This window comes from uncultured Ruegeria sp. (assembly GCF_947497005.1).
In the GTDB taxonomy this organism is placed as follows: Bacteria; Pseudomonadota; Alphaproteobacteria; order Rhodobacterales; family Rhodobacteraceae; genus Ruegeria.
In genome coordinates, this window is record NZ_CANMFF010000020.1 from 1 (window position 1) to 24358 (window position 24358).

The window sequence follows — 24358 nt, forward strand, 5'->3', positions numbered from 1 at the left end:
GCTGACGGCCCAGCTCGGAGGTGATCGAGCCGAACAGCTCGGGATCACGGTCCGACAAAGACTGGGTGAAAAATCCGGTGTCACGGAGATTGGCGTTCATGGGCGCTCCACATGGCTGGGTAAAATTCTTGCGGATTTCCTATCGGAAACTCCGCATGGGCAAAAGGCTTAAAGCGACGATTTGGCCCGCTGCGGCGTCAAGACTGGCCTATTGGGGAAAGGTATGTTTGTTTCGGAACCAAATGTGCAGCACCGGAAACTGGAAAACATGAAAAAGAGAATCGCCTTTCTTGCCAGCGAGGTCAAAGTGGCGCAAATGGCTCGGGATATTCTGGTGGCCAAACACGGAAATGCTGCACCACGTGATGCAGATGTTGTGGTGGCTCTTGGCGGTGACGGTTTCATGTTGCACACCCTGCACAACATGCAGCATCTCGATACGCCGGTTTACGGCATGAACCGGGGCACAATCGGGTTCCTGATGAACGAGTATCACGAAGACGACCTGATGGTGCGGCTGAACGATGCCGAGGAAGAGGTCATCAACCCGCTGGCGATGCGCGCGATGGATCAATCCGGAAAGTTGCATGAAGCGCTCGCAATCAACGAAGTGTCGCTGCTGCGTGCAGGCCCGCAGGCCGCTCGTTTGAAGATCAGTGTCGATGGCCGTGTGCGCATGGCCGAACTGGTCTGTGATGGTGCCTTGCTGTCAACACCGGCTGGTTCGACGGCTTACAATTACTCTGCCCATGGTCCAATCCTGCCCATCGGGTCGGATGTTCTAGCGCTGACGGCTATTGCAGCCTTCCGCCCCCGACGGTGGCGCGGGGCGCTGTTACCCAAGATCGCGAAAGTTCGTTTCGATGTACTGGACGCTGACAAACGCCCGGTCATGGCGGACGCCGATTCCATATCATTCCCCGAGATCGACTGGGTCGAAATCAAGTCGGATCCTGCTATTGCCCACCGCATTCTTTTCGACCCAGGACACGGGTTGGAAGAACGGCTGATTTCTGAGCAATTCACATAAATTTACGATTCTGCGAGCTTTTTTGAGCCTGTGTGAAGCAGTTCACAGGGAAACCGTTTACAATTGGCTAAGGTGAACGTGCCCGGAGAACACGCCAAGGTGGGAGTGAGTGGCCACCTGAACGGCGTATTCGAATGATTGCGCAAATTTCGCGCTGGCGAGGGTGGGTGGTGCTACGCTCGTCATCAGAATTCCGGGCTTATTTTAGCAGTCGGGCCCCGGGTACAATGACCCGGGGTCTATTTTTTTTGGCTACGGCGCAGCGTCCATCTGTTCCCATAATAGCAGGCACATTTGCCCCACGCGCGCTTCGATTGCTGCGGCGGCATCCACTGCCAGATCTTCACGCCAACGCCGTGCAGCAATCTGAACATTGATCGGCTGAGGACCCCTGGGCAATTCAGCCAACCGTGCGGGAACGCAGGCCGCAGGCAGGCCGAGAAAGTTCATCGCATAAGAATAAACGGCGCAACCCAGAACCTCATGCACACCTTCAGCGCCTTCCGTGTCCCGGTCGGGTTTGAAGAAGGGTTGTGGCAAGAACGGCGACAGGACCAGCGGGTAGTCCTGCAGAAACAGGGACCATTCGCGCGCGTAGTGGCTGCGTTTGGCCAGCATCTGGATCATCTCGGTATCGACGATAGGCGGAAATTCCTGAAAATAGACTTCAAAGATGTTCTGAATGGTTTTGGAACCGGCCGCTTCGATATCCGATTTCATAAGCGTCAGTACTTCGCCCATCAATGTGCGATAGCCGATCCGTCCACATTCAAAAACGTCTGGCGGGTCAATTTCTTCCACGACATATCCCGCATCAATCAGCGCGTCCCGGGCCGTGTCGAGGGCTTGTTCCACATCGGGGTGCAGAGAGTAACCGAATGTGTTTTTGGTAAAGGCCACCTTGATAGGCCCGTCAAAGTCATCACCGCGCCAGGGCATCGGTACATGAAACGGATCACGCGCATCGGCGGCGATCAGACTGGGCATGGACAGATGCAGGTCAGCGGCCGACCGGGTTATAAGGCCCTGAACAGACATCGATTGCGCCAGCAACCCGCGTTCGACATTCTGGCTTGGGTTCCAGGCAGGGACACGCCCTAGTCCGGGTTTCACGGTGACGGCCCCGTTCGCTGCAGCGGGAAAGCGCAGGCTGCCGCCGATATCGTTGCCATGGGCCAACGCACCGATACCGGCCATTACTGCGGCACCAGCCCCGCCGGATGATCCGCCGGGTGAGATATGGTGCCCCCATGGGTTATGTGTGCGCCCATAAAGCGGGTTGTCGGTGTCCGCCCGAAAGGAAAACTCGGGAGTGTTGGTCCGCCCGATGACAATGGCCCCCGCCTTGCGCAAATTGCTGACAATTGGCGCGTCATCCGGCGCGATCACATCCTTCAGTGCGACAACCCCGTTGGTGGTAGCGTGACCCTTCTGGTCGACATTCACCTTGATCGTGACCGGAACGCCATGCAACAGACCGGTCGGTTGACCATTCGCCCGCAAATTATCCAGTGCATGTGCACGTTCCAACGCCTCGGCGCGCAGGTCTTCCACCACAGCATTCAGGTCGGGATTGACTGCATCCATACGCTCGACCGAGGCTTGAACCGCCTCGGTCGCGCTCAGATCGCCGCGTCTTGTTAGGGTGGTCAGGTCTGTGGCGCTGAGACGCCAGATGTCGGTTTGTGTCATGGGCCCTCACTGTCTTACTGCGACAGTAGGGGGCTTGCTTACGGTTGCAAGAGCAGACATGAAAAGGGCGGCCTGTGTACCGCCCTCAAGGTCAATTGGCGTAACCGATTGTCTTTAAGGCGACCTTGATCTCATCAAGAATGGCAGGGTCGTCGATTGTCGCAGGTGTTTTATAGTCCTGACCATCAGCAATCGACACCATCGTGCCACGCAGGATTTTACCAGAACGGGTCTTGGGCAATCTGTCGACAACGACGGCCAGTTTGAAGGCTGCCACCGGGCCGATCTTGTCCCGCACCATCTTGACAACTTCCTGAGTCACGTCGCCGTGATCCCGGTCAGCGCCGGTATTCAGGCACAGGAAACCAACAGGCATCTGGCCCTTTAGCTGATCCGATACACCGATCACGGCGCATTCGGCCACGTCCGGGTGGGCGGCCAGCACTTCTTCCATCCCGCCGGTGGACAGGCGGTGGCCTGCTACGTTTATGACGTCATCGGTGCGCGCCATGATATAGAGGTATCCATCCTCGTCTATCATCCCCGCATCGCCGGTTTCGTAATATCCGGGGAAATGCTCCAGGTAGGATTTCCTGAACCGCGCTTCGGCATTCCACAGGGTCGGCAGCGTGCCGGGGGGCAGGGGCAGCTTGACCGCGATGGCCCCCAGTTCACCCGCTTTCATCGGATGACCGCCTTCGTCCAGAATTTGCACGTCATAACCCGGCATTGGTTTAGCGGGAGAGCCCAGCTTGACCGGCAGCTCCTCTATGCCCAGCGGATTGCCGGCAATGGCCCAACCGGTTTCGGTTTGCCACCAATGGTCGATCACAGGAACCTTCAGTGCGTCTTGCGCCCAGATGATCGTATCGGGGTCGGCGCGTTCACCTGCCAGGTACAGCGCGCGCAGATGAGACAGGTCGTATTTGCCGATCATTTCGCCCTTCGGGTCTTCACGCTTGACTGCGCGAATGGCCGTTGGCGCGGTGAAGAAGCTTTTGACCTTATGTTCCGAGATCACGCGCCAGAAAGTGCCGGCATCCGGTGTACCGACCGGTTTGCCTTCGAACACAATTGTCGTGTTGCCATGAATCAAGGGCGCGTAGCAGATGTAGGAGTGCCCGACGACCCAGCCAACGTCAGAAGCGGCCCAGAATACGTCCCCCGGATCGACGTTATAGATGTTTTTCATCGACCAGTTCAGGGCAACCAGATGCCCTGCAGTTGGGCGCACGACTCCCTTGGGCGCACCGGTAGTGCCGGAAGTGTAGAGGATATACGCGGGATCGTTGCCGTCGACAGGCACGCAATCTGCCGGTTCAACACCGTATTGGAACCCATGCCAGTTGTAGTCGCGCCCTTCGATCAGCTGAGCAACTTCTTGTTCACGCTGAAAGATAACGCAGAAGTCCGGCTTGTGTTCGGCTAATTCAATGGCGCCGTCCAGAAGCGGTTTGTAGTGCACCACGCGCCCCGGCTCCATCCCGCAAGAGGCGGCAATGATCGCTTTGGGTTTGGCGTCATCGACGCGTACGGCCAGTTCGTTGCTTGCAAATCCGCCGAACACGACCGAATGCACAGCGCCCAACCGGGCACAGGCCAGCATCGCCTCAAGCGCTTCGGGGATCATTGGCATATAGATGATGACGCGGTCACCCTTTTCAACGCCTTTTGCCCGCAATGCACCGGCCAGTGTGGCCACCCGGTTGCGCAGTTCAACATATGAGATCTCGCGCTTGGTGTGGGTGATGGGGCTGTCATAGATGATGGCCGTCTGTTCCCCGCGCCCATTTTCCACATGGCGATCCACCGCGTTCCAGCAGGTATTGACCCGGGCATCGCTGAACCATTCATACAAGGGCGCATTGTCGTCAAACAACGCTTTGCTGGGTTCTTTGACCCAGTCGATCCCTTTTGCGGCGTCCATCCAGAACGCCTCGGGGTCAGTTTTCCAGCTGTCATATACGTCCTGATACGCCATCTTGTCCTCCTCACAACGACTTAGACATTGTGTTAGGACCCAGAAAACTTTCGGGCAAGCGCGTCAAATGACGACGCGTCAGTTTATCGCAAAATATTTGCAGGAAATCGCACAATGGCTTGCAAATTTTTGCAAACCCCCCTTTCAATGTTGGGTTTCATGCGTTGAATTGACTGTTTTGCAAACTTGCAAACTTGTCCGTGCAAAAATCTCAGCCGGGGCCGACTCGGCGCGGAGGGTCTCCGCCGCTCTTCCGTTTGCTTCAGAGCCACCGTTATAAGGCATATTTAGCAGAGTAGATGTAAACTATACACTAACCGCACCCCTCGGGGGGATGCGGTTAAAGCAACCGGGTGGCCGGGTTATCCGTAGTGTGCCACCGGAGTTCCGGCGATGGCGGCCATGTTCAGCAACCCACGCGCGGTGATGGACGGGGTGACGATATGGGCTTTGTTGCCCATGCCCATCAGAATGGGGCCAACTTCGATTCCGTCTGCTTTCATTTTCAGGATGTTTCGCACGCCGCTGGCGGCATCCGCATGAGCAAAGATCAGCACGTTTGCTGCGCCCTGCAAACGCGATCCCGGAAAAATACGCGCCCGAAGGTCTGCATCCAGGGCGGCATCCAGGTTCATTTCGCCTTCGTAGACAAAATCGCGCGGCTTCTGGTCCAGAATGTCCAGTGCCGCCCGCAACCGTTTGCCCGACCCTTCAGCCTGATTGCCGAATTGCGATTGCGAACAGAAGGCGATCTTGGGTTTTATCCCGAACCGACGGACATGCCGTGCAGCGCCAATGGTAGATTCGGCCAGTTCTTCGGGCGTTGGCAATTGCCGGACATGTGTATCAGCAATGAACAATGGGCCGTCTTCCAAAATCATCAGTGACAAAGCACCGTGCGGACGCAGGTCGCCATCATCAAACACCTGCTCAACATAGTTCAGGTGCCAGCGGTATTCGCCGAAGGTGCCGCAGATCATACTGTCCGCCTCACCGCGATGCACCATGATCGCGCCAATGGCAGTTGTATTCGTGCGCATGATCGCCTTGGCCAGATCCGGTGTCACGCCACGGCGCTGCATGATCTGGTGATAGGAGTTCCAATAGTCGTAATAGCGCGGATCGTTTTCCGGGTTCACAATCTGGCAGTCGGTGCCCGGGCGAATGGTCAGGCCCAGCTTTTCGCAACGGGCTTCGATGACGTCGGGTCGTCCGATCAGGATCGGTGTCTCGGTCGTTTCTTCGAGGATGGCCTGTGCGGCCCGCAGCACCCTCTCATCTTCACCCTCGGCAAAAACGATGCGGCGGGATGCGACGGCAGCGGCCTCGAAAACAGGGCGCATCAGCAAGGCGGATTTGAAGACAGTCTGGTTGAGCTTTTCCTTGTAGGCCTCAAAATCCTCAATGGGGCGCTTTGCTACACCGCTATCCATTGCTGCCTTGGCAACAGAAGAGGACACCACGCCAACCAGGCGCGGGTCAAAGGGTTTCGGGATCAGGTAATCTGGACCAAAAGTCAGCTGTTCACCCTTATAGGCGGCTGCGGCCTCGGCGCTCGTTGTCGCGCGGGCCATGTCCGCGATGCCGTCAACACAGGCGATTTGCATCGCATCGTTGATCTCGGTCGCGCTGACATCCAAAGCCCCCCGGAAAATAAACGGAAAGCACAAAACGTTGTTAACCTGATTTGGAAAATCGCTGCGTCCGGTTGCGATGATTGCATCCGGCGCAACCTCGCGCGCTGCTTGAGGCAGAATTTCAGGCGTCGGGTTTGCCAGCGCAAAGATAATCGGACGGTTGGCCATCTTCTTGACCATCTCCGGCTTCAGAACATTTGGTCCGCTGAGGCCCAGAAACAGATCCGCATCACCGATAACATCATCGAGCGTTCGCAAATCCGTTTTCTGCGCGAACTGGGACTTATGGGGATTCATATCTTCAGCACGCCCTTCGTAGACGAGCCCGTGGATATCGCACAGCCAAATGTTCTCGCGTTTGACACCCAGTTTCACCAGCATATTCAGGCAGGCAATCCCGGCAGCACCACCGCCCGTCGATACGACCTTAATGTTTTCAAATGACTTCCCTGCCACATACAGCGCGTTTTTGGCCGCAGCTCCGACAACAATAGCGGTGCCATGTTGGTCGTCATGGAAAACCGGGATGTTCATGCGCTCGCGGCACAGCTTTTCGACGATGAAACAATCCGGAGCTTTGATGTCCTCCAGATTTATGGCTCCGAATGTCGGTTCCAGAGCGCAAACGATATCCGCCAGTTTCTCTGGGTCGGGTTGATCGACTTCGATATCAAAGCAATCGATACCGGCGAACTTCTTGAACAGGACGGCTTTGCCTTCCATTACAGGCTTTGACGCAAGCGCACCGATATTGCCAAGGCCCAAAACGGCAGTACCGTTGGAAACCACGGCCACAAGGTTACCGCGCGCGGTATACCGTTCTGCATTGGCGGCGTCTGCCTTGATCTCAAGGCTGGCCTCTGCCACGCCGGGTGAATAGGCGCGGGCCAGATCGCGGCCGTTGGCCATCGGTTTTGTCGCCTTGATCTCAAGTTTTCCGGGTTTCGGGTGGGCGTGATAGTCAAGCGCGGCCTGGCGCAGGTTCGGGGTGTCAGACATCGGCGTTTCAGCTCCCTCTGAAAATTTGATTTAGCATTAAACTATTTTTTCGGCCTTGGCTATGTGTCTAGCTTTACCGAGTTCTCGAAGCTGTGAAGAGCAGGCAGGTTGAAGATTGTCATATCTAGTTTACATCCCTTTCACTTTTCAAATCCCGTCAAAATACAGGCAAAACGAAGCGGTCATGACATTCAAGGCAGAAGATCAGGTCGATGGGCTACGGTCCGGTCTTTTGGCCGAAACCGGTGCCATGCGGTTGGCGGTGTGGGGTTTGGTGCTGTTGAGTATCGCATTTGTGGGTGCGGTTATCATCTGGCCCGAACGCGCTATCGCGTTCAATCAGGAAGGTGGCTTGATCGAAACGGTTTCTGCTGCCGGTTTGCTTGTCGCGGGGCTGGCTGCGTTGTGGCGATATCCGGGTGTTGCTCGCCTGTATATCGGTCTGACGTGCCTTTTGTTGGCTGAACGTGAGTTGGAGGCCAGTTTCTATCAGGAAGACAGCGTGCCTTTTCATATCCTCAACAGTTTGGATATCGCGCTCGACATAACTCTGGTCAGAATTGTTCTGGTCTGCGCCGTTTTGGGTGGCGTGGTCTGGCACGGCATCCCGATGGGATTGCGTGCATTCAAACAACGGACGCCATTTCTTATGGTATTTCTTGCAGCGGGCAGTATTGCCGTCATAGCTCAGCTTCTCGAGGAATTTTCCGGGCTGAACAGTGTAACTTTATCGGTTGCAACGGAAACGCGGCTTTTCGTTTTGGAAGAAATGCTCGAGATGTTCTTTTCGATTGGCATTTTGGCCGCTGTTCTGATCGGATGGCCAAAACTGCAATCCGATGAGAATATTCATGATCAAGACTTCCGATCCTGCGCGAACATTCGCTGAATTACGCTTGCCCACCCGTGAAATACGGGACGACATCCCCTTTTTTACCAAGAAGCTGGGGATGAAGATGGACATGATTTACCCCGCGGACGATCCACGCGTCGCGGTATTTTCAGGACACGGAATACGGTTACGCATCGATAAAGACGCGCCGGAAAGTCCGGGTACGTTGCGTATTCTGACCGATAACCCGGATGGTTTCGCTGATGGTCAACGTGTTCTTGTCGCTCCAAACGGCACCCGGGTTGAGATTGAAGAGCGAAATCCGCCGCTGGTGATGCCGGAAACGGTGCACTCTTTTGTGGTGCGCAGGCTCAAGGATCAGGCCCCGTGGATCATTGGTCGGGCCGGAATGCATTATCGGGATCTGGTGCCGGATCGGTTGGGTGGTTCCATCATCGCCAGCCATATCCGCATTCCCGATGGGGGACCGGTGCCCGACATGGTGCATTTTCACAAGGTCGGGTTTCAACTGATCTTCTGCATCCATGGCTGGGTGGATGTGGTTTATGAAGACCAGGGTGAGAAAATGCGCCTGACGTCGGGGGATTGCTTTATCCAGCCGCCGGAAATTCGTCACCGGGTGCTTGAAGCGTCGGACAATGTTCAGGTGATCGAGATTGGCGTGCCGGCTGAACATGTCACGGAAATCGACCACGACATGCAGCTTCCTACGCCAGATTTTCGCCCGGACCGCGAATGGCAAGGCCAGCGCTTTGTTTATAATCAGGCCAAGAACGCGGAATGGGTACCGTTCCGTCTGCCGGGTTACATCTGTCGCGACACGACAATTGCCGGAAACACCAAGGGTGTCGCTGGCGTCCAGGTCGTGCGCAAAGGGCAGGGCGATCCGGAATGGGCCAGCCATGATACGGATATTCACTTTACCTTCGTGATGGACGGAGAGGTGACGTTGGAAGGTGAAGGTCGCGCGCCGTACCGGCTGGAACAAGGGGATGCCTTTGTCATCCCCCCCGGGATGCGCACGCGGTTGTCCGCCCCCTCGGACAACATCGAGTTGCTGGAAGTCACCTTGCCCGGTACCTTCAACACAACACTGGGATAACCGAAAAACATGAGCTGGGGGCTTCAATTCCCCCGCCTTTTTACATTACGGTGCAAATTTCTGACCAGATGATCAAAAAATAGGGAATCGCCATGCCGCTCAAAGACGCTGCCTTGTCAGTCCGGGAAAACGCCTATGCGCCTTATTCGAACTTCAAGGTCGGCGCGGCGCTTCGGTCTTCGTCAGGCCAGGTCTATTCCGGCTGCAATGTCGAGAACGTGGCCTATCCCGAGGGCACCTGCGCTGAGGCAGGTGCAATTGCTGCGATGGTTGCTGCGGGCGAACAGGAACTGTCAGAGGTCTATGTGGTCGCCTCCAGCCCTCAACCCGTGCCGCCCTGCGGTGGGTGTCGCCAGAAACTGGCCGAGTTCGGCAAATGTGATGTGAAAGTCACTCTGGCAACCGTGGATGGTGCCGAATTTGAGACAACCATCGGAGATTTGTTGCCGGGCGCGTTTGATGCCTCGCATATGGAGGATACCTAACACTATGGATGCGCGTTCGATCATTGCAAAACTGCGCAGGCACGACGTACCGGGTCGAGAAGAACTGATCTGGTTTGCTCAGGGGCTTGCCGACGGCAGTGTCAGTGATGCCCAAGCCGGGGCCTTTGCCATGGCTGTCTGCATGGGCGGTTTGGGTTCTCAGGGCCGTGCGGATTTGACAATTGCGATGCGTGATAGTGGCGACGTTCTCGCTTGGAACGTGGACGGACCAGTGATCGACAAACACTCGACTGGTGGGGTCGGGGACAGCGTCAGCCTTGTACTTGCGCCTGCGCTGGCTGAATGTGGCGCTTTTGTCCCAATGATCTCGGGCCGCGGTCTGGGGCACACCGGCGGGACGCTGGACAAGCTTGAGGCGATACCGGGGGTCAGCACTCAGATCGGGCAAGACCGCCTTGCGCAGATTTTGCGCGAAACTGGCGCGGCCATTGTCGGCGCGACAGGCCAGATCGCACCGGCGGATAAGCGGCTTTATGCGGTGCGGGATGTCACGTCCACAGTCGAAAGTCTGGACCTGATCACGGCGTCGATCCTGTCCAAAAAGCTGGCAGCCAGCCCGGATGCGCTGGTTCTGGACGTTAAAGTCGGCAGTGGCGCTTTTATGAAGACGATAGAAGATGCCCGTAAACTGGCCACAGCATTGACCGAGACGGCGAACACCGCCGGGTGCCGGACGTCTGCCGTGATCACTGACATGAACCAGCCATTGGCACCAGCGTTGGGCAATGCGTTGGAAATCGCGGAGGTGATGAAAGTCCTGACGGGGTCAGACACCTCGCCGTTGGCGGACATATCTGCAGAGTTGGGTGGTGTCCTTCTGACCGATGCCGGCATGTGCGGGTCGGTTGCGGAGGGGCGTGAGAAAATCGCCGGGATCATCTGCGATGGCCGTGCCGCCGAACGGTTTGGTCGCATGATGGCAGCGGTCGGCGGACCTGTTCAGTTCGTCGAGGCATGGGCTCGGTTCTTGCCGGAGGCGAATGTCATCCAAGAAGTTTCAGCCCCTGAAGACGGTTACGTTTCCGCCATTGACGGCGAAGTTCTGGGCCTAAGCGTGGTAGCGCTGGGCGGTGGCCGTCAGATCGAAAGTGACGAGATTGATCCCGCCGTTGGGATCTCGAATATTCTCAGGCTGGGGGATCGCGTGTCCAAAGGTTCGCCGATTGCCGTGATCCACGCCGCGCGGGAAGACGCAGCGCGATTGGCCGCAGACACTGTGCTTGGCGCGATGACCATCAGCGAAACAGTTCCGACGATCCCCGACCTGATCCACGAGAGGATCAGCCCATGAGCCGTGCCTTTCTGGTTGTCATGGATTCCGTCGGAATAGGTGGCGCACCTGATGCAGCCCGTTTTTTCAACGGCGAGGTTCCGGATACCGGAGCGAATACGCTGGCCCATATCGCACGGGCTTGTGCCGAGGGGCGCGCGCAAGAGGGGCGGTCTGGCCCTTTGAGCCTACCGAACCTCGACGCGCTGGGTTTGGGCGCGGCTGCACGGTTGGCATCCAGAGAGACAACTCCGGGACTGGACGCCAAACCCTCAGGCCTGTGGGGCTGTGCGCGCGAGCATTCGCCGGGCAAGGATACACCTTCGGGACATTGGGAACTGGCGGGCCTGCCTGTGCCTTGGGATTGGCATTACTTTCCCGATACGATTCCCACTTTTCCTGCGGATCTGAGCCGTGCTGCGGCAGAGGCCGCCGGAACCGAAGGTATCCTTGGCGATTGCCATGCCTCGGGTACGACGATCATCGCTGAATTGGGTGCCGAGCATATGCGCACCGGCTGGCCGATCTGCTACACCTCCGCCGACAGCGTCTTCCAAATTGCAGCCCACGAAGGCAGCTTTGGGTTGGAACGTCTACTGGACATGTGCCGCGCGCTTGCCCCGCGTTTGCATGAGATGAAAGTGGGAAGGGTCATCGCGCGCCCCTTTGTCGGAACGCCAGAGGCTGGATTCGAACGGACAGCCAACCGCAAGGATTTCGCCATTCTGCCACCTGCACCGGTGTTGACCAATTGGGTGCAGGATGCGGGGCGAAGGGTGCATGCGGTGGGCAAGATCGGTGATATCTTCTCGATGCAGGGGATCGACACGCTGCGCAAGGGGTCGGATGCCGAACTGATGCAGCACCTGTCTGATTTGGTGGATGAGGCCGAGGAGGGTAGCCTGACCTTTGCCAACTTCGTTGAATTCGACAGCCTGTATGGTCACCGTCGCGACATCAGTGGCTATGCCCGCGCGCTGGAATGGTTCGACCGGGAAATCGGGAAGATTCTGGCCAAACTTCGCCCCGGCGATCTGTTGCTGTTGACTGCCGACCATGGCAATGACCCAAGCTGGATCGGCACAGATCACACGCGCGAACAGGTGCCGGTCCTGATTGCAGGGCAAGGTGCCGGGCAGATCGAGCAAGCGGATTTTGCCGACATCGCCACCAGCATCGCCCACCACCTGAACATTCCGGCGCAAGGACCGGGAAGGAACTTTCTATGAGCGTTGTCGACCTGCCTAAAATAGAGCTGCACCTGCATCACGAAGGCGCAGCCCCGCCGGCATTCATCCGTCAGCTTGCGCACGAAAAGCGCGTGGACCTGAGCGGTATCTTCAAGCCGGATGGATCTTATGATTTCCGTGATTTCGCGCATTTTCTGAGTGTGTATGAAGCCGCTTGTGAGGTGCTGAAAACGCCCGAAGACTTCCGTCGGCTGACACTGGCAATACTGGAGGAAAGCGCTGAGAACGGCGTGGTATATTCCGAAACCTTCCTCAGCCCGGATTTCTGCGGGGGTGGTGATCTTCTCGCGTGGCGGGATTATCTGAACGCCATTCAAGACGCCGCAGACGAAGCTGAACGTAAGTTCGACATAACCCTGCGGGGTGTGATCACCTGCGTCCGGCATTTTGGCCCGGAACAAGCCAAACGCAGCGCCCATTGTGCAGCAGAGACCGCCGGAGATTGGATTACCGGTTTCGGCATGGGTGGAAACGAATCCATCGGTACGCAGGGAGATTTCAAGTGGGCCTTCGAGTGCGCCCGCGAGGCCGGCCTGCGTCTGACCACCCATGCAGGCGAGTTTGGCGGCCCTGAAAGCGTACAGGATGCCGTTCGCAATTTGGGCGTCGAACGCATTGGCCATGGTGTACGTGCCATCGAAGATCCTGATCTTATCCACGAACTGATAGACCGCGACATCACACTTGAGGTCTGTCCTGGGTCAAACGTTGTTCTGGGTCTTTTCCCTGACTTCGCCGCCCACCCGATCGCGCGTTTGCGCGGCGCGGGCGTCAAGGTCACGGTATCGACCGACGATCCCCCGTTTTTTCACACGACCATGCGGCGGGAATATGAGATGCTGAATGCGGCTTTCGGTTGGGAGGCTGAAGATTTTGCGGCCCTGAATGAGACGGCCCTTGCAGCGGCCTTTTGCGATGAAGACACCCGCGCGCGGGTCAAGAAAAGACTGGAGAACACATGAGCGAACATCTGACCGTCGTCGATCACCCGCTGGTGCAACACAAACTGACGCTCATGCGGGACAAAGGGCGCTCGACCGCCGAGTTCCGGCAATTGTTACGTGAAATCACCCTGCTTCTGGCCTATGAGGTAACGCGTGAAATCCCGTTGACCACCCGCCATATCGAAACACCCATGGAAGAGATGGATGCTCCAATCTTGGCAGGCAAGAAAATGGCGCTGGTGTCGATTCTGCGCGCTGGAAACGGGATGCTGGATGGAGTGCTGGAGCTGGTGCCTTCGGCGCGCGTGGGTTTTGTGGGTCTGTATCGCGACGAAGAAACACTGAAACCCGTGCAGTATTACTTCAAGGCACCCGAGGGCCTGAAAGACCGTTTGGTTATCGCGGTGGATCCGATGCTGGCCACCGGCAACAGCTCGGCCGCGGCCATTGACCTGCTGAAAGAGGCTGGCGCGACGGATATCAGATTTCTCTGCCTGTTGGCCGCGCCCGAAGGCGTCGCGCGTATGAAAGAGGCGCACCCGGATGTGCATATCGTCACTGCAGCACTGGATCGTGAGCTGAACTCGAAAGGCTATATCATGCCTGGTCTGGGCGATGCGGGCGACCGGATGTTTGGAACCAAATAGCCCGGTTTATTCGCCGCAGATATTCTGAAGCCGGACCCAATCGCGGTCCGGCAGCACTTGTTCCAGGGTCCGGCCCGCCATGGGATCGGCCTCGATCAGACCCAATACAGTTTCGCCGGTAATGTCCCGAGCGTAGGCGTATGGGGTTGAGGGCAGGGCGCTTTGCGAGAACATCGCCAGCAAGTCTCTGTCTGGAAGGGAGGGCCGGGGTTGCGACAGCACCTGTTCAGAATAAGCGTCGATAATCTCGGGTGTCAGCCCCCCGGTGGTCAACAGCCGAAAGGCCGAGGATGCGCCGGTTTTGTCCAGCAAGTCATCCAAAGGGTCATTGAGTGCCGCCCGCGCCCGTTCCGCAACAACATATCCCGCTGCAACCGCAGGATCTTCGTGGTCTTCCACTAGCGCGCGGCTTAACAGAACGGTGCCACCGGGCAGACTGAGGCTGTCCTGAACACCTGCGGGCAGAATGATGATCTGCCGCACGCCCGTACGCCGGGCCAGTCGTTCCAGCGACGCCTGCGCATCCCGAGACGTACAGGCCTGTCCCGATACGCGCTCGATCCGGCGCAGAATCGTGTCTCCGATCTCCTGCCGTTTGACTTCGGGCACAACCGAGACAACGTGGTTTTGCAACGCACCGGGCAGCCAGAACGTTAATACCGCCAGAACAGCAGCTGCGACGCCTCCGACGCTGAGCCAGCGCAAACGGCCGGGATGGGGCCGAGAGCGGTCGATGGCACGTTGCAACTGGTCGATCGCTTCAAGCATCGTGGTTTCGGATTCTCCCAATTCCAGCGTCTCATCCGGGTCACCGTCGGGGTTGAAAATGGCTGGATAGGCACCGGGGTTTTGTCGTTCAAGCGCTGCCAGAGACCAATGGGTCAAGGCCCTGTCGTTGAAATCGGAAATGGTCAGGGTGGCTTCGCCAATCGATACCACAACCTCACGCCGCTGTTCATCGGGCGAGGGGCGCCACAGACCGGTGGCTTCGATCCGCTGGTACTGTTTCAGGGCCGTCATCTGGTTGAGGTCTGCTCGAATTTGTTTTGCGACAGCTTAGCATGGCGCGTTCACAGGGCGCAAACCTGTTGCGCGATCTTTCTGAGTTGTGGTGGGCATCCAACAGGACTAAATCTCAGTTTCAAGATCACAATTGAGGCTCGAAGATGCAGGCACATTCAACTTCGTCTCCGGTGCTGGCTTCGGCTTTGATGGTGAGCGCGATGGCGATTATCGGCGTGATCGACAATGTCGTGATTCTGCTGGCCGAAACGGTTGGTCTGTGGCAATTCCATCTGACCCGGGCACTTTTGATGCTGCCGCTGATTGTCGGCTTGTCGCTTCTGGGGTTGGGCAGCCTGCGGCCGCAACGATGGGGGGCCGTCATTCTGCGCAGCCTTTTGATGACTACAGCATTGCTGTTGTATTTCGCATCATTGGCCATGATGCCGATTGCGCAATCGTTGGCAGGCTTGTTTTCTTCCCCAATTTTTGTGCTCTTGATCTCATCATTGGTGCTTAAGCAAACGATAGGACCCTGGCGTATTTGCGCGGTGTTGATCGGGTTCACCGGCATCCTTCTGGTCCTGCAGCTGAGTCCGACAGAGTTTGACATGCGCACCTTGTTGCCGGTCGCTGCCGGATTTTTCTATGCCCTGAGTTCAATTATCACCCGAACGCATTGTTCCGGGGAAAGTACCGTGGCCATGGTGGCTGCCATGTCGACAACACTTGCCCTGGCCGGTTTGGCGGGCGTTCTTCTGTTCACATTCTTGCCTGGTGTCGCACCGGATGGGCCGGATGGCTTTGTCACGCGCGGTTGGGTCTGGGATATGGCCCCTGCGATGCTGTGGATCGCCATTCAGGCTGTTGGTTCGACGATAGCGGTTTTCATGCTGATCAAAGCCTATCAGATAGGGGAGCCGTCTTATGTAGCTGTGTTCGAATACTCGGTCATGATCTTCGGCCCGCTTTTTGCTTTTGTGGCCTTGGGGCAAACAATCGGTGTTATGCAGGTTTTGGGCATTGTTCTGATTGCATCGGCAGGGGCTTTGTTGGGTTGGCGCTCCAGGCGGGCATCCCTGCAGCACGAGGCCGCCTGACGATCTTGGGAGTTGGGTTTGCCTGAAAATTCTTGTCGTGCCTTCGCGGAGGTCAAAATGGGATTCCCCTGGCAGGAAGCGTTCGGATTCGGAAGTTTGCTTGGGCTGTTCGTTTCGGATTTAGCGCAAAAGCCTGATTTTTCACCTTGAGTGTTTACGGATTGACGTGGTTTTCGGGCGGATTCGACCCAAATTAGGCGTAAATATGTCCGAAATAAGACAGTCTTCATTTTTGATGCTAGCTCTTTGACATAAACATTTTGTGCCAAAGGGGGTTAGGCACGTGTCTGAAGTTACGAGTATTTCTGTTTATCTTGATCAGTCGTCTGAGGTTGATCATTCCAGTTCGAACCATGCAGTAAATGCACGCCGAGGCGGTTTTTTGCACGGTACGAAGATTGCCACCACCGGTGGCTGGAAACCGGTTGAGCGCATTGTTGTCGGAGATCTGGTTCGAACGCTGGATCACGGGTTCAAAGAGGTGCGACGCATCTCGACCAGTGTCGTGGTCATTCCAGCCGATGAACGCCGTACAGAGTATTTGCCGATCTTTGTACCCGCGCGCGCGGCGTATAACGGGCGGCCCGTCTGGCTGATGCCCGAGCAGGGCATGGCGCTGAACCTGACCAAGATTGACGCCGAGGCCATCGGGTGCTCCATAGTGCCCGCGCGATTGCTGAATGGCGCAGGCCGGTTGATGTCGCAGGCACCGGGGTCGTCGTTTGAGGTGCGTTCCCTGTTCTTCGATGATGATCAGGTGATCTTTGTCGAAGGCGGGCTGCAAGCTTATTGCCCTTCGGGCCGTTTTAACATGAGGGGCACACCCAACGGACCAACCTACGATGTCGCAGACGAAGATGTCGCCGCTGACCTTGTAAACTCGATAGCAAGCAGGGGCGATATGTCGGCCCTTGCCAACCCATTGGGTGCTCTGCCTGCACCCATTCCGCAGGAACCGATATTTCCGATCCGTCCGCCCTCTGGGGTCAGGCGGCCGGGTCGACCGGGGCGTCCAAACGCGCCGGTGCTGTTTCTGCGGCCCGAATGGCAGATCTAACCAAACACTGACAAGAACGATGCAGGCGCGTGATTTCACGCGCCTGCATCACTGTTTCATGCTGCTTTTGCTTCGGGGTTGAAGCGCCCGTAGAAGCTTTGCCCCTTGCCCGCCATCTCTCGCAGCAGCGCTGGGCAGGCAAAGCGTTCGCCGTATTTCTCGGCCATTTGATCACAGCGTTCGGCTGCGTAAGGCGTGCCGATGATATCCAGCCAGCTTAGCGGACCACCTGACCATGGCGCAAAGCCCCAGCCCAGGATGGCACCCACGTCGCCTTCGCGGATGTCTTCCAGCACACCTTCTTCCAGCGCACGGACGGCTTCCAGAACCTGTGCAAACATCAGACGTTCCTGCACTTCGATCAGGTCGGGCTGGTCCTCGGCGTGCGGATATTTCTCCTGCAGGCCCTTCCAGTATTCGACGCGTTTTCCCTTTTCGTCATAGTCGAAGAAGCCCGCGTTTGCCTTGCGGCCCAGACGACCCTGTTCTTCCATCCAAAAGATCAGATCGTCCGATGGGCTTTCCGGATAGGCATCGCCCATGGCTGCCTTTGTTGCACGAGCGATCTTGGCACCCAGATCAATCGAGGTTTCGTCAGTCAGTTGGATCGGCCCAACCGGGAAGCCAAGCTGACGCGCGGCGTTGTCGATCAGCACAGGGTTTACGCCTTCGGCGATCATTCGCACACCTTCGTTGATATAAGGAATGATGCAGCGGTTGGCGTAGAAGAAGCGTGCATCGTTGACCACAATCGGCGTTTTTCGGATCTGGCGGACATAGTCCAGCGCCTTGGCCACCGCGCGATCGCCGGTTTCCTTGCCCTTGATGATCTCGACCAGGAACATCTTCTCGACCGGCGAGAAGAAGTGGATGCCGATGAACTGGTCAGACCGCACAGAAGCCTTGGCCAGATCGGTGATCGGCAGGGTCGAAGTATTTGAAGCGAAGATGCAGTCTTCCGGGATAATCGCCTCAACCTTCTTGGTCATCTCAGCCTTGACGCCCACGTCTTCGAAGACGGCTTCGATGATCAGGTCACAACCTTTCAGGTTGTCCAGATCCGGCGTTGCGGTGATGCGGCCCAGCATGGCTTCTTTCTTTTCAGCCGTGACTTTGCCGCGCTTCATGCCTTTGTCCAGGTAGGTCTCGGTATAGGCCTTGCCCTTGTCGGCGGCTTCCTGATCGCGGTCGACCAGAACGACATCCATTCCGGCCTGAGCAGATACCAGTGCAATACCAGCGCCCATCATGCCTGCGCCCAGAACACCGATCTTCTTGACCGACTGGTCCGGCACGCCCGCGGGACGTACAGCACCTTTTTCCAGCGCTTCCTTGTTCAGGAACAGCGAGCGGATCATCGCACCCGACGACGGGTTCATCAGGACAGAAGTGAACCAGCGCGCTTCGATCTTCAGTGCAGTGTCGAAATCAACCAGAGCGCCTTCATAAACCGCGCTCAGCAGGGCCTTGGCCGCAGGGAAAGCCCCTTGGGTCTTGCCGTTCACCATCGCTGACGCACCGACGAAGTTCATGAAGCCTGCAGGATGGTAGGGGGCACCGCCGGGCATCTTATATCCCTTCGCGTCCCACGGTTTGACCAGATCGGCATCCTTGGCGTTCAGCACCCATTCCTTGGCTGCGGCCATCGGGTCGGCTGCAATCTCGTCGATATAGCCTGCGCCCTTGGCCTTTTTGACGTCCAGCATCTTGCCTTCCAACAGCAGCGGAGCCGCAGCAATGGCCCCAACTTTGCGGACCATGCGGGTTGTGCCGCCCGCGCCGGGGAAGATGCCAACCATGATCTCGGGCAGGCCGTATTTCGCCTTGGGGTTTTCAGCCGCAAAGATGCGGTGCGTGGAAAGCGGCAGTTCCATACCGATGCCCGCGGCGGTGCCGGGCAGAACGGTGGCAATTGGCTTGCCGCCCTTCTTGGTTTTGGGGTCCATGCCTGCCATCTCGATCTTGCGCAGCAGGGCATGCATTTGCATCGTACCCTCAAACAGACCTTTGGCCGGGTTGTCGCCTGCCTGTTCTTTCATCACGGCCAGCAGGTTCAGGTCCATGCCGCCCGCGAACGACCCGTCCTTGCCTGAAGTGACGATAATGCCTTTGACCTCATCATCGGCCAGCGCCTGGTCGATGCAGTCGCTTAGCTGTGCAAGACCGTCAAAGGACATCACATTCATGGTTTTCCCGGGCACATCCCAGGTGATTGTGGCGACGCCGTCCGCGTCTTTTCTCAGAGTGAAATCAGTCATTGTCATCTCCAATCTGGTCAGCCGTGAGCGGGCTGCCATCCTTGCGGGTGAAGGAAAAGCCGTTCTCATCATCCTTCACCATCATGTCTATATCGCTGTAATAGCCGGTCTCGGTCGGGGTCCGAGTGCCCACCACCAGAAAGGTCATGGGCGCATCGGTTTTGTTCACAAGGTGATGGCCGTTGGCCTCACCTGCGGGCCAGGCAGCGCAGTCACCGGGCTGCATATCGTGCTCGCCATCGTCATCGACCAGCGTGCATGAGCCGCTGAGGATGATGGCAAACTCGTCCTGTTCCATGTGATAGTGGCGCAGCGAGGACAGGCCCTGCGGTTCCAACCGCACGATGTTGACCCCGTATTGGGTCAGCCCACCCGCATCACCGACGCGCTGCGCGAAACGACCCGCAGTCGCCTCGGCCAGCTTGCCGGGATAGGACGAACCGCCCTTGAACGGAATCTGAGAGAGGTCCAGCTTGGGCATCAGACGCGCTCGATAATGGTTGCAGCACCCATACCGGACGCAATGCAAAGCGTGGCCAGACCGGTTTCCTTGTCCTGACGCTCCAGCTCATCCAGCAGCGTGCCGATGATCATTGCGCCGGTTGCACCCAGCGGGTGACCCATCGCGATCGACCCGCCGTTGACGTTGACCAGCGCCGGATCGACATCAAACGCCTGTTGGAACCGCAGCACGACCGAGGCGAAGGCTTCGTTCACTTCGAACAGGTCCAGATCACTGATCTTCATACCGTTGTCGGCTAGGATCTTTTCCGTCACCGGAACCGGGCCAGTCAGCATGATGGTCGGGTCAGTGCCGATCTTGGCCGTCGCCTTGATGCGGGCGCGCGGTTTCAGGCCGTACTTCTCGCCGAATTCCTTGTTGCCGATCAGAACCGCTGCCGCGCCATCCACAATGCCCGAGCTGTTGCCCGCGTGGTGGATGTGGTTCACTCGTTCAAGATGCGGGTATTTCAGCATCGCGACCTTGTCGAAGCCGGGCATCTGTTCGCCCATCATCGCAAACGATGGGTTCAGCGCGCCGAGGCTCTGCATGTCGGTGGTGGGGCGCATGTATTCGTCGCGATCCAGAATGGTCAGGCCGTTCTGATCCTTGACGGTGATTACGGACTTTTCGAACCGGTTGTCCGCCCATGCTTCCGCCGCGCGTCTCTGTGATTCAACTGCCAGCGCGTCAGCGTCATCGCGGCTAAACCCATATTCCGTTGCGATGATGTCGGCCGAGATACCCTGTGGCACGAAATAAGTGTCCATTGCCAGCGAGGGGTCAACGGCAATCGCCGCGCCATCGCTGCCCATGGCAACACGGCCCATCATTTCGACGCCGCCCGCGATGTAGGCTTCGCCTGCACCACCCTTGACCTGGTTTGCGGCCAGGTTCACGGCTTCCATGCCCGAGGCGCAGAAACGGTTGATGGCCAGTCCGGGGATCGACTGATCCAGATCCGAGGCCAGAACCGCCGAACGGGCCAGACAACCGCCCTGTTCCATCACTTGCGTGACGTTGCCCCAGATCACGTCTTCGACGGCGTGGCCTTCAAGGTTGTTACGCTCTTTCATTGCATTCAGGGTCAGGGCGGACAGGCGCACCGAGGTCACCTCGTGCAGGCTGCCATCCTTGCGGCCCTTGCCACGCGGGGTGCGCAGGGCGTCATAAATATAAGCTTCGGTCATGGGTCTTCTCCTCAAGCTCGATCCGACGGGTTGCCGGGCATCAGGTCATATGGGTGTTTCCAACCGGGCTGCTCGGACAGTCGAGCCAGCCAGGCGTCGATATGAGGCCAGTCGGCACGGTCAAAGCCGAATGGTTCGGGATAATAGAGGTAACCGGAGCAGCTGATATCGGCGTTGGTCACGCCGTCACCAACGATCCAATCGCGGCCGTCCAGATGATCGTTCAGCACTTGGTACGCGGCCTTCAGCCGTCCCTGATTGAAGGCAATCACATCGGGATTGCGGTGTTGTTCCGGGAGGAAGTTGATCAGGAAACGGGTCAAACCGGCCATCGAGCTGAGTTTGTGATTGTCCCACAGGACCCAGCGCAGAATGTCGTAATTCTCTTCCCGATCCTTGCCGCCAAACTTGCCTGATTTCTCAGTTACATAGGCCTGAATGGCACCGGATTGGCTGGTGCGGAACTCACCATCGATCAGGACAGGCGCTTCGCCCATTTCATTCACTTCGGTGCGATACTCGGGCGTACGGGTAACACCTTTGAAGAAATCAACAAAAACCGGCTCCCACTCCAGCCCGGACATTTCCAGCGCCAAAGCTGCTTTGTAGCTGTTTCCGCTTTCTCCGAAGCAATGAAGTTTGATGGTCATTCGATCGCCCCTCCCAAGGCATATGCGCGAAGTCGACATTCGCGTATTTCGAGAAAGACCAACCAATAGGCAAAGTGCCTTCTGGGTTCGTCTTTCTGAAAACACGCCCACCTGAAAACAGATGGCTGGTGTGTTTAACGTTTCCGCGCTTCAAGTTCGGAATTGAAGATGCGCAGGCGGTGGGTCAGGTTCTCCTCATCAATCACGCTGTTGAAATTCTCGAACAGAAAGGACAGTGCTTCACCTTCATCCAGACCGGCCTCACGCGAGAACGCTTTGAGCTTGCGATACCCATCCTCAGTCATCGCAACGGGAAAGCGGCGGGTCAGGCGAAAACGCTTTGGCATGTGGTTCCTCCGGTAAGCTGGGTCCGGGCAATGTTACCCGGACCCAGACTGTGATCAGAAGCTCGCCGCGTCCAGTGCCATGACCGTGTCCGCGCCGGTCTGGATACGGGCCAGGTGCATACCCGTGGCGGGCAGGCGGCGTGCCATATAGAAACGCCCTGTGTTGATCTTAGTCTCATAAAACTCTTTGTCCGAGGCACCATCGTCCAGCGCAACTTGTGCGGCCTTCGCCATCTGCGCCCACATCAGGCCCAGACAGACATGGCCGAACATGTGCATGAAGTCATATGAGCCGGACAGAGCATTGTTCGGGTTCTTCATGCCTTCCTGCATGAAATACATGCCAGCGGCCTGCAGATCCTTTGACGCAGCTTTCAGCGGTTCGATGAACGTCTTGTCGAAAACCTCATTCTGACCCGAATTTTCTTTGCAGAAGGTTTTGACCATCTCAAAGAACGCCATGACGTGCTTGCCGCCATCCTGCGCCAGCTTCCGGCCCACGAGGTCCAGCGCCTGAACGCCGTTCGCGCCTTCGTAGATCATCGCGATGCGAGCATCCCGGGTGTACTGGGACATGCCCCATTCTTCGATGTAGCCGTGGCCGCCATAGACCTGTTGGGCCTGAACGGTCATGTCATAACCTTCGTCGGTCAGGAAGCCTTTGATGATCGGGGTCAACAGCGAGATCAGCCCGTCCGCGTCCTTGTCGCCTGAGCGGTGTGCCTTGTCGATCATGGTCGCACCCCACAGAAGGAACGCGCGCGCACCTTCGGTGAAGCTTTTCTGGTCCATCAAGTTGCGACGGATGTCGGGGTGGACGATCAGTGGGTCGGCCGGGCCATCGGGGTTCTTAACACCGGTCACATCGCGACCCTGCAGACGGTCCTTAGCGTATTCCAATGCGTTCTGGTACGCTGCCTCGGCCTGCGAAACGCCCTGCATGCCGACACCCAGACGCGCTTCGTTCATCATGGTGAACATGGCCCGCATGCCTTTGTGCTCTTCGCCCAGTAGCCACCCGGTAGCTTCGTCATAGTTCATGACGCAGGTCGAATTGCCGTGGATGCCCATCTTTTCTTCGATCTTGCCGACCGAAACCCCATTGCGCTCACCCGCAGAACCGTCTTCGTTGACGATGAATTTCGGCACGATGAACAGCGACACGCCCTTGATACCCTCAGGCCCACCCGGGATTTTGGCCAGCACCAAATGGATGATGTTGTCGGCCATGTCGTGTTCACCGGCCGAGATAAAGATCTTCTGGCCCGAAATCTTGTACGAGCCGTCGCCCTGCGGTTCCGCCTTGGTGCGCATCAGGCCCAGATCGGTGCCGCAATGCGGTTCGGTCAAGTTCATGGTGCCGGTCCATTCGCAGCTGACCATGTTCGGCAGGTACTTGTTCTTCTGCTCGTCCGTCCCGTGCGCCAGAATGGCCGAGGCCGCGCCATGGGTCAGGCCCTGATACATGGTGAATGCCTGGTTGGAGCCCGAGAACATCTCGCCGACTGCGGTACCAATCACATAGGGCATATTCTGGCCGCCATACTCTTCGGGCATGTCGAGGCCAGTCCAGCCGCCTTCTTTCATTTGCTCGAAGGCGTCTTTGAACCCTGTAGGAGTGTACACGATACCATTTTCCAAACGGCATCCTTCGGTGTCACCTACGATGTTCAGCGGATGCAGAACGTTGGTGGCAACCTTACCTGCTTCTTCCAGAACCGCGCCGGTGAATTCGGCTTCCAGTTCGTCATAGCCGGGGATATCCGACTGCGAGACGTTCAGAACGTTGTGCAGGATGAACTGCATGTCTTTGGTTGGCGCGTTGTAAACGGGCATGTGAAGCTCCCTTAATTCATATGTCCGGAGGGCAGAGCGATGTTACTCGGCTGCCTTTTTTTCCTGTTTCATCGAGGCGATGACTTTCTCGCCCCAGCGCAACTGCTCTTTCAGATCGTCGATGGCTTGCGTCAGTTCTTCGCGACGCGCCTCCATGTCAGCCAGACGTTCGCACGCAATTTCAAAAGTGCGGGTCATTTGAGTGACTTGCTGATCGCCCACATGGTACAAATCAAGCAGTTGTCGAATTTCTTCGAGGCTAAACCCAAAGCGCTTGCCGCGCAGGATCAGTTTCAGCCGCGCCCGGTCACGCTTGGTGAACAGACGTTTCTGGCCTTCACGGATCGGGAACAGAAGTTCCTTGGCCTCATAGAACCGCAAGGTGCGTGGTGTGACATCATAGGTCTCGCACATCTCGCGGATGGTCATCACATCTTCGGTCATTCGTCATACTCTCGTCACTGGCGTCATGAGATATGAGTTGCGCAGTTGGTAATCGCTTTAC

Annotated in this window: 21 protein-coding genes; 10 read left to right on the forward strand and 11 right to left on the reverse strand. The window is 57.4% G+C overall.

The features are described from left to right. Positions 1-268 precede the first annotated feature (268 nt). The gene (locus tag Q0816_RS21370) at positions 269-1030 is read left to right on the forward strand and encodes an NAD kinase (protein WP_298854427.1); all 762 of its coding nucleotides are present in this window, start codon (positions 269-271) and stop codon (positions 1028-1030) included. Positions 1031-1282: 252 nt separating this feature from the next. On the opposite strand, the gene Q0816_RS21375 is transcribed toward Q0816_RS21370, so the two are convergent. The 3 genes from Q0816_RS21375 to Q0816_RS21385 all read right to left on the reverse strand — a co-directional run bounded on the left by Q0816_RS21375 (position 1283) and on the right by Q0816_RS21385 (position 7339). Then, a complete protein-coding gene (locus Q0816_RS21375; protein ID WP_298854429.1) occupies positions 1283-2722 on the reverse strand; it encodes an amidase family protein in 1440 nt (479 codons plus the stop codon). Positions 2723-2813: 91 nt separating this feature from the next. Continuing rightward, the gene (gene prpE / locus Q0816_RS21380; RefSeq protein WP_298854431.1) at positions 2814-4703 is read right to left on the reverse strand and encodes a propionate-CoA ligase PrpE; all 1890 of its coding nucleotides are present in this window, start codon (positions 4701-4703) and stop codon (positions 2814-2816) included. 362 nt (positions 4704-5065) lie between these two features. Further along, positions 5066-7339 carry an NADP-dependent malic enzyme gene (locus tag Q0816_RS21385; RefSeq protein ID WP_298854433.1) on the reverse strand — a complete coding sequence of 758 codons (2274 nt, stop codon included), beginning with the start codon at positions 7337-7339 and terminating at the stop codon, positions 5066-5068. A gap of 184 nt (positions 7340-7523) precedes the next feature. Here Q0816_RS21385 and Q0816_RS21390 point away from each other — a divergent pair, with 184 nt between their 5' ends. The 7 genes from Q0816_RS21390 (at position 7524) to upp (ending at position 13911) form a co-directional block, all read left to right on the forward strand. After that, positions 7524-8228 carry a hypothetical protein gene (locus tag Q0816_RS21390; protein WP_298854434.1) on the forward strand — a complete coding sequence of 235 codons (705 nt, stop codon included), beginning with the start codon at positions 7524-7526 and terminating at the stop codon, positions 8226-8228. Then, positions 8191-9294 carry a cupin domain-containing protein gene (locus tag Q0816_RS21395; protein WP_298854435.1) on the forward strand — a complete coding sequence of 368 codons (1104 nt, stop codon included), beginning with the start codon at positions 8191-8193 and terminating at the stop codon, positions 9292-9294. The genes Q0816_RS21390 and Q0816_RS21395 overlap by 38 nt, the downstream gene beginning before the upstream one ends. 92 nt (positions 9295-9386) lie before the next feature. Further along, entirely contained in the window at positions 9387-9779 is a 393-nt protein-coding gene (locus Q0816_RS21400) for a cytidine deaminase (protein WP_298854437.1), read from the forward strand. A 4-nt stretch (positions 9780-9783) separates the two neighbouring features. Further along, positions 9784-11091: a thymidine phosphorylase gene (locus Q0816_RS21405; protein ID WP_298854438.1), complete on the forward strand. Its 1308-nt coding sequence runs from the start codon at positions 9784-9786 to the stop codon at positions 11089-11091. Next, entirely contained in the window at positions 11088-12299 is a 1212-nt protein-coding gene (locus tag Q0816_RS21410) for a phosphopentomutase (RefSeq protein ID WP_298854439.1), read from the forward strand. The genes Q0816_RS21405 and Q0816_RS21410 overlap by 4 nt, the downstream gene beginning before the upstream one ends. After that, positions 12296-13282, forward strand: coding sequence for an adenosine deaminase (locus tag Q0816_RS21415; protein ID WP_298854440.1), 987 nt, complete (start codon positions 12296-12298; stop codon positions 13280-13282). The genes Q0816_RS21410 and Q0816_RS21415 overlap by 4 nt, the downstream gene beginning before the upstream one ends. Continuing rightward, positions 13279-13911, forward strand: coding sequence for a uracil phosphoribosyltransferase (gene upp / locus Q0816_RS21420; RefSeq protein WP_050603293.1), 633 nt, complete (start codon positions 13279-13281; stop codon positions 13909-13911). Before Q0816_RS21415 ends, upp begins: the two co-directional genes overlap by 4 nt. A 6-nt stretch (positions 13912-13917) precedes the next feature. Here the strand turns inward: upp and Q0816_RS21425 are convergent, their stop codons facing one another. Continuing rightward, a complete protein-coding gene (locus Q0816_RS21425) occupies positions 13918-14931 on the reverse strand; it encodes a hypothetical protein (protein WP_298854442.1) in 1014 nt (337 codons plus the stop codon). A 146-nt stretch (positions 14932-15077) separates the two neighbouring features. Here Q0816_RS21425 and Q0816_RS21430 point away from each other — a divergent pair, with 146 nt between their 5' ends. Together Q0816_RS21430 and Q0816_RS21435 are read left to right on the forward strand one after the other, a co-directional pair. Beyond that, positions 15078-16013: a DMT family transporter gene (locus Q0816_RS21430; protein WP_298854444.1), complete on the forward strand. Its 936-nt coding sequence runs from the start codon at positions 15078-15080 to the stop codon at positions 16011-16013. A gap of 382 nt (positions 16014-16395) precedes the next feature. Then, positions 16396-17070 (forward strand): Hint domain-containing protein, encoded by a 675-nt coding sequence (locus Q0816_RS21435; RefSeq protein ID WP_298854446.1) that lies wholly within the window; start codon positions 16396-16398, stop codon positions 17068-17070. Positions 17071-17126: 56 nt separating this feature from the next. Here Q0816_RS21435 and Q0816_RS21440 read toward each other — a convergent pair whose 3' ends face one another. The 7 genes from Q0816_RS21440 to Q0816_RS21470 form a co-directional block, all read right to left on the reverse strand. Then, positions 17127-19328 (reverse strand): 3-hydroxyacyl-CoA dehydrogenase NAD-binding domain-containing protein, encoded by a 2202-nt coding sequence (locus Q0816_RS21440; protein WP_298854448.1) that lies wholly within the window; start codon positions 19326-19328, stop codon positions 17127-17129. Beyond that, on the reverse strand, positions 19321-19809 hold the full coding sequence (locus Q0816_RS21445; protein WP_298854449.1) for a cupin domain-containing protein: 489 nt from the start codon (positions 19807-19809) through the stop codon (positions 19321-19323). The genes Q0816_RS21440 and Q0816_RS21445 overlap by 8 nt, the downstream gene beginning before the upstream one ends. Then, complete coding sequence (locus Q0816_RS21450) at positions 19809-21020, reverse strand: acetyl-CoA C-acetyltransferase (protein ID WP_298854451.1); 1212 nt, start codon at positions 21018-21020, stop codon at positions 19809-19811. Before Q0816_RS21450 ends, Q0816_RS21445 begins: the two co-directional genes overlap by 1 nt. A gap of 11 nt (positions 21021-21031) precedes the next feature. Further along, the gene (locus Q0816_RS21455) at positions 21032-21670 is read right to left on the reverse strand and encodes a glutathione S-transferase family protein (protein WP_298854453.1); all 639 of its coding nucleotides are present in this window, start codon (positions 21668-21670) and stop codon (positions 21032-21034) included. Positions 21671-21804: 134 nt separating this feature from the next. Beyond that, entirely contained in the window at positions 21805-22017 is a 213-nt protein-coding gene (locus Q0816_RS21460) for a hypothetical protein (protein WP_155151783.1), read from the reverse strand. A gap of 54 nt (positions 22018-22071) precedes the next feature. Then, positions 22072-23853, reverse strand: a complete 1782-nt coding sequence (locus Q0816_RS21465; protein WP_298854460.1) for an acyl-CoA dehydrogenase C-terminal domain-containing protein — start codon at positions 23851-23853, stop codon at positions 22072-22074. 42 nt (positions 23854-23895) lie between these two features. After that, complete coding sequence (locus Q0816_RS21470; RefSeq protein WP_298854462.1) at positions 23896-24297, reverse strand: MerR family DNA-binding transcriptional regulator; 402 nt, start codon at positions 24295-24297, stop codon at positions 23896-23898. Positions 24298-24358: the final 61 nt, after the last annotated feature.

What these genes read in the sequence shown, in the direction of transcription:
- Q0816_RS21370 (WP_298854427.1), top strand. Translation starts at nt 269, where the DNA reads ATGAAAAAGAGAATCGCCTTTCTTGCCAGCGAGGTCAAAGTGGCGCAA.
- Q0816_RS21375 (WP_298854429.1), bottom strand. Translation starts at nt 2,722, where the DNA reads ATGACACAAACCGACATCTGGCGTCTCAGCGCCACAGACCTGACCACC.
- prpE (WP_298854431.1), bottom strand. Translation starts at nt 4,703, where the DNA reads ATGGCGTATCAGGACGTATATGACAGCTGGAAAACTGACCCCGAGGCG.
- Q0816_RS21385 (WP_298854433.1), bottom strand. Translation starts at nt 7,339, where the DNA reads ATGTCTGACACCCCGAACCTGCGCCAGGCCGCGCTTGACTATCACGCC.
- Q0816_RS21390 (WP_298854434.1), top strand. Translation starts at nt 7,524, where the DNA reads ATGACATTCAAGGCAGAAGATCAGGTCGATGGGCTACGGTCCGGTCTT.
- Q0816_RS21395 (WP_298854435.1), top strand. Translation starts at nt 8,191, where the DNA reads ATGATCAAGACTTCCGATCCTGCGCGAACATTCGCTGAATTACGCTTG.
- Q0816_RS21400 (WP_298854437.1), top strand. Translation starts at nt 9,387, where the DNA reads ATGCCGCTCAAAGACGCTGCCTTGTCAGTCCGGGAAAACGCCTATGCG.
- Q0816_RS21405 (WP_298854438.1), top strand. Translation starts at nt 9,784, where the DNA reads ATGGATGCGCGTTCGATCATTGCAAAACTGCGCAGGCACGACGTACCG.
- Q0816_RS21410 (WP_298854439.1), top strand. Translation starts at nt 11,088, where the DNA reads ATGAGCCGTGCCTTTCTGGTTGTCATGGATTCCGTCGGAATAGGTGGC.
- Q0816_RS21415 (WP_298854440.1), top strand. Translation starts at nt 12,296, where the DNA reads ATGAGCGTTGTCGACCTGCCTAAAATAGAGCTGCACCTGCATCACGAA.
- upp (WP_050603293.1), top strand. Translation starts at nt 13,279, where the DNA reads ATGAGCGAACATCTGACCGTCGTCGATCACCCGCTGGTGCAACACAAA.
- Q0816_RS21425 (WP_298854442.1), bottom strand. Translation starts at nt 14,931, where the DNA reads ATGACGGCCCTGAAACAGTACCAGCGGATCGAAGCCACCGGTCTGTGG.
- Q0816_RS21430 (WP_298854444.1), top strand. Translation starts at nt 15,078, where the DNA reads ATGCAGGCACATTCAACTTCGTCTCCGGTGCTGGCTTCGGCTTTGATG.
- Q0816_RS21440 (WP_298854448.1), bottom strand. Translation starts at nt 19,328, where the DNA reads ATGACTGATTTCACTCTGAGAAAAGACGCGGACGGCGTCGCCACAATC.
- Q0816_RS21445 (WP_298854449.1), bottom strand. Translation starts at nt 19,809, where the DNA reads ATGCCCAAGCTGGACCTCTCTCAGATTCCGTTCAAGGGCGGTTCGTCC.
- Q0816_RS21450 (WP_298854451.1), bottom strand. Translation starts at nt 21,020, where the DNA reads ATGACCGAAGCTTATATTTATGACGCCCTGCGCACCCCGCGTGGCAAG.
- Q0816_RS21455 (WP_298854453.1), bottom strand. Translation starts at nt 21,670, where the DNA reads ATGACCATCAAACTTCATTGCTTCGGAGAAAGCGGAAACAGCTACAAA.
- Q0816_RS21460 (WP_155151783.1), bottom strand. Translation starts at nt 22,017, where the DNA reads ATGCCAAAGCGTTTTCGCCTGACCCGCCGCTTTCCCGTTGCGATGACT.
- Q0816_RS21465 (WP_298854460.1), bottom strand. Translation starts at nt 23,853, where the DNA reads ATGCCCGTTTACAACGCGCCAACCAAAGACATGCAGTTCATCCTGCAC.
- Q0816_RS21470 (WP_298854462.1), bottom strand. Translation starts at nt 24,297, where the DNA reads ATGACCGAAGATGTGATGACCATCCGCGAGATGTGCGAGACCTATGAT.